Below are 12,679 nucleotides of genomic sequence, written 5' to 3'. Positions count from 1 at the left end.
GAGGCGACGGACCGGCGCCGATCCGGTCTGCGCGACGGGCGTGGGGCGTACCTGGTTACGGTCGGTCGTGGGGGCATTGCCGATCGGTGCGCCCATCCTGGCCGTACCCGCTCGGATCTGTCAATGATCTGTCCGGACCGACACGGGCTGTCACAGCGCGGGCGGCGTGGGTGTCCTCTCCCGACGGTCGACGCGGGACCCCGCGCCGGTCAGGACGCCGACCGGTAGTGACCGGTGAGCCGGCCCAGCTTCATCGCCAGGTGCAGGCACAGCCGCTCGTTGCCGTCCTTGAGGTCGGTGTCGGCGAGCTGCTCGACCCGTTGCAGCCGGTAGTAGAGGGTGGTCCGGTGCAGCCGCAGCTTCTCGGCGGTGGCGTGGGCGTTGCCGGCCAGGTCGAGGTACGCCTCCAGGGTCTCCAGCAGCACCTGGTGGGCGTCGTCGCGCAGCAGCCGCTCCAATCCGGGGTGCACCCCGGCGACGTCGAGGTCCCGGCCGTCGAGCTGCGACAACACCCGGTAGATGCCCAGGCCGGCCCAGGAGACCACCGGCCCCAGCGCCGGCAGCTGCACCCCCACCCGGGCCGCCTGCACCGCCTCCCGGTAGGACTGCACCGCGTCGACCAGCCCCGGGCGGGGCTGACCGATCCCGGTCACCGTCCGCTCCACCGAGGACAATCCCCGGGTCGCCTGCCGCAGCGCCTCGTCGAGATGCCCGGCGGCGGCCTCCGGGGTGGGCCGGCCGGCGATCCGGCCGCCGCAGATCAGCAGCACCCCGTGGTCGGGCCAGACCATGTGCAGCGACTCCCGGACGCCGAGCCACCGGCGGGTCGCCACCAGCGCCTGCTCCAGCGCGATCCGGGCCACCTCGTCGGGGTGCCGCCCGTCGGCGGGGGCGAGCTGGGCCACCACCGCCGTGGTCGTGCCGTCACCGGCGACCGTGCCCTCCTCCAGCAGTGCCCGGACGGCGTGCGCACGGGCCTGCGGGCTCTCCACCAGCAGCGTCCGGGTGGCCTCGGACTCCCGCTGCGAGGCCAGCTCACCGAGCAGGTTCTCCCGGTAGAGGGCCAGCGACAGGTCGGTGAAGGCACCGGTCGCGGTGGCGATGTCGGCGTCGGTCATCGACCCGTCGTCGTCGATGAACCAGACGAAGCCGAGCAGCAGGTCGTCGTGCCAGATCGGCACACAGACCCGGGGGAGCAGGTCGAGGTCGACGTCGGCCGGGGTACGCACCGGCTCACGGGCGGTGAGCACACCCATCCGGCGGAACCAGGCGATCACCTCCGGCGTGGTCTGCCGGCGCAGGATCGACATCCGGCGTACCTCGTCCATCGGACCGTCGTGTTCGCTGTAGACGACCACCCGCTGCCGCCGGTCCTCGATGAGGGCGGGACGCCCCACCCGCGCGGCGACGGCGTCGACTATGCGCTGAAGCTCACCATGCATGGATCTCCCCTGGTTGGCTGCGCGGCAGGGGGTGCGACAGCCGGTGCCCTACCCTGTGCGGCCGGTGGGCCTGTGCGCAAGGTCCACGGGTGATCTACCGACAAAAGGACGGCCCCCACGGCGACTGTTCCGGCAATTGTCCGAAGCACCGTGGTGATCGACGATCGTAAGGTTCCGGTGCGGTGGGCAGCGGGCCGCCGGCGCGCAGGAGGGAACGCCCGAGTGACAGCTGGTAGGCCCTGGCGGGGGGTGCTGGTCGCCACCACGACGCCGTTCCGCGACGACCTCGGCGTCGACTTCGACCGCCTTCAGGAGCACGTGCGCTGGCTGGCCGAGGCGGGCTGCCACGGGGTGACCCCGTGCGCGTCGGTGGGGGAGTACCGTGCCCTGTCCGACGACGAGCGGGCCGACGTGGTGCGGGCGACGGTGCAGGCCGCGCCGCCCGGCTGCGCGGTGCTGCCCGGGGTCGGCGGGTACGGCAGCCGGCAGTCCCGCCGCTGGGCGGAGCAGGCCGCCGCCGCCGGGGCGCACGGGGTGCTCGCCCCACCCCCGGACGGCTATCCCGCCGGCGACGCCGACGTGGTCGCCCACTACCGGGAGGTGACCGCCGTCGGCCTGCCGGTGGTGGCGCACAACGACCCGTACGACACCCGGGTGGACCTCACCCCGGAGCTGCTGGCCCGGGTCGCCGAGACCGACGGGATCGTCGCGGTCGAGGAGTTCTCCGGCGACGTGCGACGGGTGCACCGGATCAGGGACCTCTGCCCGCACGTGGACGTGCTGGCCGGCGCGGACGACGTGCTGCTGGAACTGGTGCTGTGCGGGGCGCGGGGCTGGGTGTCCGGCCTGTCCAACGCGCTGCCCCGGCCGGCCCTGCGCCTGTACGACCTGTGCGCCGCCGGTGACCTGGCCCGCGCGTTGCCGCTCTACGCCGAGCTGCACCCGGCCTTCGGCTGGGGCTCCCGGCCGGAGGCGGTGCAGGCGATCAAACTGGCGATGGACTGCGCCGGGCGGTTCGGTGGCCGGTGCCGCCCGCCGCGTGGTCCGCTGCCGCCGTTGGCCGCCGCCGGGCTGCGCCGGGACCTGGTCCGGGCCCTGTCGGTCGCCGTCGATCCGGTCACCGACGGTCGTCCCCGCTGAACGCCACGGCCGGCCGCGACCCGGCGCGGGTCCTTCAGGTGTCGGAAGCCGCCGGGCCACCTGCCGACATCTGCACGGTGACCGGCCCCGGCCCGTCCTCCTAGATTCGCTGCGCGGCCCGGTGTGCGGGCGTCCCGGCAGCCACCCCTCGGGACACCGGTCACCGGCGGCCGCGTCCCTCCCGACGAGAGGTGAACCCGTGCACCGTGCTCCCCGCAACACCCCCCGACTGCGGCGTCGCGTACTGGCCGCGGTCCTGGCCGGCACGCTCGTGGCGACCGCCGCGACGCAGGCCGCCGCGGCCCCGGCCAATCCGGCCGGCGGCACCGCCCCGTTCCAGGTCCTCGACCCGCAGGCCTGGCAGAACCCCGACACCATGACCTGGGACGACTACCAGGCGGTGCCCGGCAAGAACTGGGCCGACCCGAACGTGCGGGGCTCCATCCGCAACTTCAAGATCGCCCTGGTCGCGCTCGACTATCCGGACCAGACGTTCGCGGTGTCCCAACGGGCACGCTCGACGGTCTTCGGCAACCCCCAGTCGGTCGCGGCCAACATTCCCCGCGCCGACGTGCCGAAGTTCTACCAGGACTTCCTCAACACCCCGAACACCCTGAACAAGGGGCACACCCTGCACGAGTACTGGATGCAGGACTCCAACGGTCGCTACGGCGTCGACCTGGCCGGGTTCGGGCCGTACCAGCTGCCGGCGAAGTCCTACCAGTACGGGCTGGACAACAGCTTCAACCCCGGCGCCTGCCCGAGCGGGGAGGCGTGCAACAAGAACATCCGCACCGACGGGCTGGGCGCGTGGCGGGCGGCGGTCGGTGACGCGGTCGCCAACCAGTACGAGCTGGTCTTCATTCTCAGCGCCGGCCAGGACGAGTCGTCCACCTGGCAGGAGTTCGGGCAGATGATCTTCCAGAACAAGGAGGACGTGCCGGACTCCTGGGGCCCGCCGGACCCGAACCTGCCGAACTGGGCCAAGACCCGCTACGTGGAGTGGACCTCGTGGAAGGCGGCGGCGACGCTGTGGCCCAACGCCGGCGGCGGCTCCTCCACCCAGGGGGAGAGCTCCGGCATGGGGGTGTACGCCCACGAGCTGACCCACCTGCTCGGCATCGGCGACAACTACAACAACCCGTACGGCGAGCCGTTACGCCGGGCGTACACCGGCATCTGGAGCATGATGTCGCGCGGGTCGTTCAACGGACCCGGCGGCCCGCACACCCGCTGGCAGATCCCGCCGACCAACGGCGGCTCGATGGGCTCGCTGCACACGGTGCGGGACAAGCTCAAGATCGGCCTGCTCGGTGAGGAGCACGTGCTGCGGCTGTCCCGGGAGTCGCTGGCCTCCTCGGGCCTGGTCGTCGCCCAGGTGACCGCCCGCGCGGTCGACGCCGGCCCGAAGGGGCTGACCGGGGTGAACATCGCCCTGAACAAGGACCTCTCGCCGGCCTGCACGGTCGCCACGAACCCGCTGTGCGACGGCGGAAGCTTCAACAACTACACCGTCGAGGTCGTCGACCGGATGGGGGCGGACTCGTTCACCCCGGACCGGGGCGTGCTGCTGAGCAAGACCAAGAACGCCGACAGCGCGCCGTTCCAGTGGGTGGTGGACGCCAACCCGCAGGACATCGACATGATCGACTTCTACCGGCCGGACGGCACCCCGCAGAAGATCACCATGGGTGACTACCGGCAGCTCTCCGACGCGCTGTTCCACGCCGGGGCGGACACCGGCAGCCAGTACGAGTACGTCGACGAGGCCAACCGGCTGCACTTCTACATCATCGACCTCAAGCGGGACGCGGCCGGCTCGCTGTCGTACACGGTGGCGGTGCGGTCGCTGGACGGCACCGGGGGGCCGAGCACCCACGGCGTGACCCTGGGCAAGGGCGAGGTGACCAGCACCGGCAAGCCCACCAACCGGGGCGTGACCTGCTCGTTCGAGCTGACCAACAGCGGGACGTACTCGGCCGGCGGCCAGCAGCACCCGGAGGACGCCTCCGCGTACCTGAAGTCGGACGTCTACCGGCTCTCGGCGGAGGTGGCCGGCAAGGGCTGGCGGACCTGGCTGCCCAACCGGCTGGCCACCGCCCAGTTCGGCAAGTCCACCACCGTCCGGGTGTCGGTGGGGGCCACCGCCGCCGCGGCGGACACCGGCTTCGTCAAGCTCACCGCGACCTCGGAGAGCGACCCGTCGAAGACGGTGACCAAGCAGTGCCGGGTGGAGAAGTCCTGACCGGATTCGACCGACGCCGTGGGTCCGTGGTGGCGCAGGCCGCCACGGACCCACGGCACGGGTGGGGAGGAGACCACGTGCGGCTGACCACGAGCGCCCGCCACGGTGTCGGCGCGCTGGCGATCCTGCTGCTGGCCGGGGCCGCCGGCTGCGGTGGCCCCGACGCCGGACCGGAGGCGGTCACCTCGACCACCGTCCGGGTCCTGGTCCGCGACATCAACATCCGGGCCGAGGGCGTGGACTGCGCCGGCACCGGACCGTACCTCTACTTTCACCACCGGGCGCCGTTCCGGGTGCTCGACCCCGACGGGGCGGCCCTGGTGACCGGGACGCTGCCGGCGGGCACGGCGGTGGCCGCGTTCGCCGAGGACCTTGAGGTGGAACGGGTGCCGACGTACTGCGAGTTCGCGGTGCCGGTGCAGGTGCCGCAGCGCGCCGGGTACCGGCTGGAGGTGGCCGGCCGGCCGGCGCTCGACCTGACCCCGGACACCAGCGAGGGTCCGGCGCTGGTCGCGGTGGTGCCGGCGTGAGGCGGCTGCTCGCGCCGCTGCTGGCGGTGCTGGTGCTGGCCGGCTGCACCGCCGGACCGGCCGACGGGCCGGCTCCGGCGGCGCTCGCCGGGGGTGCCGCGACGTTGCCCGGACCGGTCCCCGCCGACCTGGCGCTGCGCCCGCCGCCGGGTGGCGCGCCGGCCGCCCCGGCGTTCACCGGCGGGCTGACCGACGGCACCCCGCTCACCGCCGCCCGGCTCTGGGCCGACCGTCCGGTGGTGCTCACGTTCTTCAGCTCCTGGTGCACCACCTGTGCCGACCGGCAGGACGCGTTGAGCGAGCTGGCCCGCCGGCACCGGGACCGGGTGGTCTTCGTCGGCGTGGCCGGCGTCGACCAGGCCGACGAGTTGCAGGACTACCTGCGGACGCACCGGGTGGAGTATCCCGTCGTGGTGGACGAACAGCAGACCATCTGGCGCTCGTACGCGGTGCGTGAGCCACCGGCCGTCGTGCTGGTCGCCAAGGGCGGCGCGTTGCTGCGCGGCTGGCCCGGCGGGCTGGACGCGGCGGCGCTGGAGCAGCGGCTCGGGGAGCTGGTGCTGGCCGGTTCCGGGTAGCGCGCGTCGGCTCACCGGCGGACGGGGTGTTCCGATCGGCCGCCCCGCCCGGTGGCGGGCCGGCCGGTGGGGCACGCGTCGGGCGTGCTGTCGATTCGATCGCGGGTCGACGGCGCGCCCCCGCGTCGTGTCCGCCTGTCCGCGTCCGGGGCATCGCCGGTGTTCGTGCTGGTGAGGGGCCGGGGAATCGACCGGGAAGCCGGGTGTGGGGGACCGTTCGGGCAGCGGATCCGACCATCAGGAACTTTTGTTCGCACGAACAAAAGTTTCTCCGTGTGAGGTCTATCTTTAGCCGTCAGCCACCGTTAGTGTCCGGTTCACAGACGTAACACGGTTGACATCCCCCCTTGACCGACCAGTCATCCACCGGGCCACGCGTATTCGGCGGCGCAGGTCCTTCGACCCTCCCAGCAGGACTCGCACGTCTCAGTGGCCCGTCAGGGCCGCCCTCGAAAGGTGGAATTTGTGAACGAGGATCAGCGCCGTATGGCCTCCGACCCCCAATACCGCGCCCAGGTCACCCGCCGTCGGCTGCTGGCCGCGTCGGCCGGCGCCGCCGCCGTGCTCGGCGCGGCCGGCCTGCCGGTGCTCCAGACCAAGGGCCCGGCCCGCGCGGACGGCAAGTGGCGGGTCGACCCGCTCATCCCGGAGCAGAACCGGGGCATCATCCTCTACAGCGTCCGGGACCGGATCTCCGCCGCCCCGGACGACAGCGGCGTGCCCTACGGCTTCGAGCGGGTGCTCGCCAGCCTCGCCGAGATGGGCTACAAGGAGATCGAGTTCGCCGGCTACAACCAGCACACCTCGATCCTGGGCCGGCAGATCACCCCGACCGAGATCCGCAAGATCCTGGACGACAACGGGCTGGTCGCCAACGGCACCCACACGTCGATCAACGCGGCCACCTTCCAGCAGCAGCTGGACATCGCCGAGGAACTCGGCATGAAGAACATCGGCACCGGCAGCGACCCGACCAACAGCGCCTACCAGTCCGACTGGGACGCCGCGGCCGACCTGTGGAACGAGCTCGGCCGGCAGGCCAAGGAGCGCAAGATGCGCCTCTACACCCACAACCACGACGTGGCCTACTCGTTCCTGCTCGACAGCGGCCCGTTGGACGCCAACGGCAGGCCGACCCGGTCCTCCGGCGTGCGCCGGCTGGAGTACTTCTTCGCCAAGACCGACCCGAAGTACGTCTTCTTCGAGTGCGACATCTACTGGGCGTACGTGGCCCGGTTCAAGCACACCAAGTACACCAACTCGGCCGGCCAGCAGAAGACCTCGCTGTTCGACCCGATCCTCAACGTGGCCCGGCGCACCAAGCGGTTCCCGCTGTTCCACGCCAAGGACGGCAACCGCAACTCCGCGCTGGCCAACGGCTACGAGATGATCCCGCTCGGTGAGGGCGACATCAACTTCCAGCAGTTCTTCCAGACCATCGGCGAGTCCGACTTCCACCACGCCAACTGGGAGATGGACACCGCCCCCGGCGGTGCCGCCAACCCGGGCCAGTCGCTGGACTTCGCCCGGCTCAGCTACGCCAACATGGCCGACCTGACCATCTACAACAAGGACTGACCCGCCCGGGGGCCGGCCGCCGGCCGCCCCCTGCGCGCCGACCGGCGGTCGCACCACCGCCGGCGGCACCGGCGGTGGCGGTCGCGTCCCCCGACGCGACCGCCACCTCCCGGGCCCGCCCGACCGTCCGGGCCGCCCGGCGGCCCCGGACACCACCGGGCGAACCGCCCCCGCACCACGTGACCTCTTCCGACCCGTGACCCCGGGCCGCGCTGCCGCGCGCCCCCGGCACGGGCCCTGGCCGTACGCAGCTCCCCGGTCGGCGAACCGCACGGGGTCGGGACGGCGTCGTCCCGTCCCCACCGGAGAGCGAGACGCAGCACCGCACCACCCGGGTGGCCCCGGCACCCGCCCGGAGCAGGCAGCACATCGTCCCCCACCGGAGGAACCAGATGGCAAGATCGGTACACCGATGGCTCGCCGCGATCGCAGGGGTCGGGATCGTCGTCCCGCTCGCCGCGACCGCTCCCGCGTTGGCCCAGCCGGCCCAGGACACGACAAGCGTCCTGGTGTTCACCAAGACCGACGGTGAGCGTCACCCGTCGATCGACAAGGGCGTCAACGCGATCCGCACCCTGGGCAACGGCAACGGCTTCACCGTCGACGTCACCCAGAACTCGACCGCCTTCTCCGACGAGAACCTGGCCAGCTACGGCGCGGTCGTGTTCCTCAACACCACAGGCGACGTGCTCAACAGCGGCCAGGAGGCGGCCTTCGAGCGCTACATCCGCAACGGCGGCGGCTACCTCGGCGTGCACGCCGCGGTCGAGGCCGAGCCGTCGTGGACGTTCTACCGCGACATCGTCGGCACCACCGCCGCCGGCACGGCGTCGAGCGGGCCGGCCAGCATCGACGTCGCCGACCGGGCGCACCCGGCGAGCAAGCCGCTCGCCCGGCAGCTCACCCTCAACGACCAGTGGTACAACTTCACCACCAACGTCCGGGGCACCGCGCACGTGCTGGCCACGGTGGACGAGAAGACGTTCACCGGCGGCACCATGGGCTACGACCACCCGATCTCCTGGTGCAAGGACTTCCAGGGTGGCCGGTCGTTCTACACCGGGCTCGGCGACACCGCCGACACGTACGCCAACGGCGCGTTCCGCAAGCACCTGCTCGGTGCGATCCAGTGGTCGGCCGGCATGGTCGAGGGCGACTGCGGCGCGACCGTCAAGGCCAACTACGAGAAGGTCATCCTCAACGACGAGCCGGGCGAGCCGATGACCCTGTCGGTGCTGCCCGACGGCCGGGTGCTGCACAACACCCGGGCCGGTGAGATCCGGCTGTACGACCCGAAGACCGGTGCCAGCCCGGTGATCACCACCATCCCCGTCTACCAGCACGACGAGGACGGCCTCCAGTCGGTCACCATCGGGCCGGACTTCGCCACCGACAAGTGGGTGTACGCCTACTACGCGCCGAAGCTCGACACCCCCACCACGGACGCGCCGACGACCAGCACCGACCCGACCGCGTGGGACGTCTACAAGGGCCACAACCAGCTCTCCCGGTTCAAGTTCGTGGAGGAGCCGACCCCGCACCTGGACCTGGCCAGCGAGCAGAAGATCATGAAGGTCGACACCGACCGGGGCATCTGCTGCCACGTCGCCGGTGAGGTCAAGTTCGACGGCAAGGGACTGCTCTACCTGGTCACCGGCGACGACACCAACGCCGGTGGCTCGGACGGCTTCACCCCGATCAACGAGTCGCCGACCCAGGGGCCGGGCTACGACGCCCAGCGGTCCGCCGGCAACACCAACGACCTGCGGGGCAAGGTGCTGCGGATCAAGGTGAAGGCGGACGGGTCGTACAGCATCCCGGCCGGCAACCTCTTCCCCGAGGCCGAGGACCGGGACGACAAGACCCGCCCGGAGATCTTCCTGATGGGTCTGCGCAATCCGTTCCGCTTCGACGTGGACTCCCGGGGTTTCGTCTACATCGGTGACTACTCGCCGGACTCGCAGGTGCCGAACGCGGCCCGGGGCCCCGAGGGCACCGGCCGGTGGATCGCCACCAACAAGGCCGGCAACTACGGCTGGCCGTACTGCTACTCGCCGACCCTGCCGTACATCGACTACGACTTCGTGACCAAGCAGTCCAAGGGCGCGTTCAACTGCGCCGCGCCGGTGAACGACTCGCCGCGCAACACCGGCCGGCAGGTCCTCCCGCCGGTGCAGGACCCGCAGCTCAACTACACCTTCCGGGCCACCACCACCTGCGCCGAGGCGTACCTGAGCACCCCGCCCGGCACCTGTGAGTTCAAGTGGCCGGTGCTCGGCACCGGTGGCGTCGGCCCGATGGGCGGCCCGGTCTACAAGTACGACGCCGCGCTGGCCTCCGAGACCAAGTTCCCGGAGTACTACAACGACGCGGTCGTCTTCGGGGAGTTCACCAGGGACAAGATCTTCATGATGCGCACCAACGGCAGCGGCAAGCTGGTCGGGGTGGAGCAGTTCCTGCCGGGCTTCGTCTTCGACAACCCGATGGACATGGAGTTCGGCCCGGACGGCAGCCTCTACCTGCTGGAGTACGGCGACGGCTTCTTCCGGGCCAACCCGGACGCCGCGCTGTCGGTGATCCGCTACGCCAAGGGCACCCGGGCGCCGGTGGCCGAACTCTCGGCCAGCCCGACCTCCGGCCAGGCGCCGCTGACCGTGCAGTTCTCCGCCGAGGGCTCCTACGACGCGGACCCGGGTGAGACCATCACCTACGCCTGGGACTTCGACGGCAACGGCACCACCGACTCGACCCAGCGGGACGCGTCGCACACCTACACCGCCAACGGGGTCTTCACCGCCAAGCTGACGGTCACCGACTCCAGCGGCAAGACGGCGGTGCTCACCCGTGAGATCACCGTGGGCAACACCGCGCCCACCGTGAAGGTCACCTCGCCGCTGTCGGGCACGTTCTTCAACTGGGGTGACACCGTGCCGTGGACGGTCACCGTGACCGACCCCGAGGACGGCCCGATCGACTGCAGCCGGGTCACGGTCTCCTTCGTCCTGGGTCACGACACCCACGGCCACGGCATGAGCGACGCCAACGGCTGCTCGGGTTCGTTCGAGACCCCGGCCGACGGCGCCGACCACGCCGGTGGCTACCTGTACGGCGCGATCAGCGCCACCTACACCGACAAGGGCGCCAACGGCCAGCCGGCGCTGTCCTCGCTCGACCAGATCGTCCTGCAGACCTTCCGGCAGCAGGCCGAGTTCGCCCAGGTCCAGCAGGGCGTCACCCTGGCCAACACCACCGACACCGGTGGCGGCCAGCACGTGTCCGGCATCGACAACGGTGACCACATCGCGCTCGATCCGATCAACCTGGGCGGGATCGACAAGATCACCTTCCGGTACGCCGGTGGCTCCACGGCCACCGCCGGAACCCCGCGCGGCATCGTCGAACTGCGGCTCGACTCGCCGACCGGTGAGCTGGTGACCAGCGCGACGCTCAACGCGACCACCGGCACCAGCGCCTGGGCCAGCCAGACCTTCCCGGTCAGCCAGGCAGCCGGCACGCACGCGCTCTACCTGGTCTTCAAGCCCGTCTCCGGCGGACCCACGACCAGCCTGTTCAACCTCAACTGGGTGGAGTTCGGCGGCCCGACCTCCTGACGTCACCCTCCGGTCGCCGGGAGGACGGAGACTCCGTCCTCCCGGCGACGTACCGGCACCCGGGCGGCCACCGGCACCCGGCCGGGCGGCACCCGCAGGTGTTCCCACCCGGCCGGCGGTGCCGGTGGCCGGTCAGGTCTGACTGACCGGCCAGTGGCCGGCCGAACGTCGATGATCTAGCGTCCCGTGCGCCGGGGGCCGCGCCACCGCCCCGGTGGGTAGCGAGAACGAGGGGGGACAGTGCCGTTCCGTAACGATGCCGCCGACCGGGGAGAGCAGCTCCGCCCCGACCGCTCGGGGCCGAGCCTGACCCGCCCGCCGGCCTGGCGTCCCCTGCGGGTGGCGATGATCGGCCAGAAGGGCGTGCCGGCCACCTACGGGGGGATCGAACGGCACGTGGAGGAGGTGTCCAGCCGGCTGGCCGGCCTCGGCCACGAGGTGACCGTCTACTGCCGGGACAGCTACGGCGCGGTGGAGGCGACCCGGCACCGGGGCATCCGGCTGCGGCGGGCCCGTACCGTGCCCAGCAAGCACCTCGACGCCATCGTGCACTCGGCCACCTCGACCCTGGCGGCGCTGACCGAACGCCCCGACATCGTGCACTACCACGGCCTCGGCCCGGTGCTGACCGCGCCGCTGGCCCGGTATGCCTCCCGCGCCCGCGTGGTGCTCACCGTGCACGGGCTGGACAACCAGCGCGACAAGTGGGGCCGGGCGGCGCGGGCCGTGCTCGGCACCGCGTACCGGCTCAGCGGGCACCTGCCCGACGCCCGGGTGACCGTGTCGCGGGGCCTGGCGGCGCACTACACCACCCGGTTCGGCCGGCCCGCCCGCTACATCCCCAACGGGGTGGCCGCCCCCACCCACCGGCCGCCGGGGGAACTGACCCGGTTCGGCCTGCGCCCCGGCGGCTACCTGCTGCTGGTCGGCCGGCTCGTCCCCGAGAAAGCCGCCGACCTGCTCGTCCGGGCGTTCCGGCGGCTCCCCACCGACCTGCGGCTGGCCATCGTCGGCGGCTCCGCGTTCACCGACGGCTACGTCGCCCGGCTCCGCGAGGCCGCCGGCGACGACCCGCGCATCGTGTTCACCGACTTCGTCTACGGCGACGTGCTGGCCGAGCTGTACTCGCACGCGGCGGCCTTCGTGCAGCCGTCCCGCCTGGAGGGGCTGCCGCTGACCGTGCTGGAGGCCGCCTCGTACGGGCTGCCGGTGGTGGCCAGCGACATCGAACCCCACCGTGAGGTGCTCGACCGCGACGGGCCGGGGCAGCGGCTGTTCCGCGACGGTGACGTCGACGACCTGCTGCGGGCGCTGGGCACCGTGACCGCCAACCTGCCGGCCGAACGGGCCGGCGCGGCCCTGTTGCGTGACCGGGTGCTCGCCGAGTACAGCTGGGACGCAGCCGCCCGTGAGCTGGAAAAACTCTACTTCTCGCTGGCTCTGCGCGCCCCCCGCCCCGGGGAACCGGACGTTGGGTCGCCCACGGTCGGCGTAACGGCCCATGTCCCCCGACCTCGGCGACCGTTAGATTAGGCCGTTCTTCCGGCCGTCGGCG

8 protein-coding genes are annotated in these 12,679 nt (G+C 72.0%); 7 read left to right on the top strand and 1 reads right to left on the bottom strand.

Annotated elements, in window-relative coordinates; genetic code table 11:
- Nucleotides 1–209: 209 nt before the first annotated feature.
- Nucleotides 210–1,442, bottom strand: a complete 1,233-nt coding sequence (locus tag Q2K16_RS06730) for a PucR family transcriptional regulator (protein WP_302744183.1) — start codon at nt 1,440–1,442, stop codon at nt 210–212.
- A 222-nt stretch (nt 1,443–1,664) separates the two neighbouring features.
- Between Q2K16_RS06730 and Q2K16_RS06725 the strand changes: the two genes are divergently transcribed.
- From Q2K16_RS06725 to Q2K16_RS06695, 7 genes are all read left to right on the top strand, one after another.
- A complete protein-coding gene (locus Q2K16_RS06725; RefSeq protein ID WP_302744182.1) occupies nt 1,665–2,582 on the top strand; it encodes a dihydrodipicolinate synthase family protein in 918 nt (305 codons plus the stop codon).
- A gap of 199 nt (nt 2,583–2,781) precedes the next feature.
- Complete coding sequence (locus tag Q2K16_RS06720; RefSeq protein WP_302744181.1) at nt 2,782–4,827, top strand: M6 family metalloprotease domain-containing protein; 2,046 nt, start codon at nt 2,782–2,784, stop codon at nt 4,825–4,827.
- A gap of 77 nt (nt 4,828–4,904) precedes the next feature.
- Nucleotides 4,905–5,357: a hypothetical protein gene (locus Q2K16_RS06715; RefSeq protein ID WP_302744180.1), complete on the top strand. Its 453-nt coding sequence runs from the start codon at nt 4,905–4,907 to the stop codon at nt 5,355–5,357.
- On the top strand, nt 5,354–5,935 hold the full coding sequence (locus tag Q2K16_RS06710) for a TlpA family protein disulfide reductase (protein ID WP_302744179.1): 582 nt from the start codon (nt 5,354–5,356) through the stop codon (nt 5,933–5,935). The genes Q2K16_RS06715 and Q2K16_RS06710 overlap by 4 nt, the downstream gene beginning before the upstream one ends.
- A gap of 465 nt (nt 5,936–6,400) precedes the next feature.
- Nucleotides 6,401–7,513 (top strand): sugar phosphate isomerase/epimerase family protein, encoded by a 1,113-nt coding sequence (locus tag Q2K16_RS06705; RefSeq protein ID WP_302744178.1) that lies wholly within the window; start codon nt 6,401–6,403, stop codon nt 7,511–7,513.
- A 392-nt stretch (nt 7,514–7,905) separates the two neighbouring features.
- Nucleotides 7,906–11,124, top strand: a complete 3,219-nt coding sequence (locus Q2K16_RS06700) for a ThuA domain-containing protein (RefSeq protein WP_302744177.1) — start codon at nt 7,906–7,908, stop codon at nt 11,122–11,124.
- 240 nt (nt 11,125–11,364) lie between these two features.
- Nucleotides 11,365–12,657 carry a glycosyltransferase family 4 protein gene (locus Q2K16_RS06695; protein WP_302744176.1) on the top strand — a complete coding sequence of 431 codons (1,293 nt, stop codon included), beginning with the start codon at nt 11,365–11,367 and terminating at the stop codon, nt 12,655–12,657.
- Nucleotides 12,658–12,679 lie beyond the last annotated feature (22 nt).

This window comes from Micromonospora cynarisoli (genome assembly GCF_030518815.1).
GTDB classification, from domain to species: domain Bacteria; phylum Actinomycetota; class Actinomycetes; order Mycobacteriales; family Micromonosporaceae; genus Micromonospora; species Micromonospora wenchangensis.
Note: the sequence above shows the minus strand (reverse complement) of the source record. Positions and strands in the feature narration are given on the sequence as shown.

Coding starts and splice junctions, on each gene's coding strand:
- Q2K16_RS06730 (WP_302744183.1), bottom strand. CDS start 1,442: ATGCATGGTGAGCTTCAGCGCATAGTCGACGCCGTCGCCGCGCGGGTG.
- Q2K16_RS06700 (WP_302744177.1), top strand. CDS start 7,906: ATGGCAAGATCGGTACACCGATGGCTCGCCGCGATCGCAGGGGTCGGG.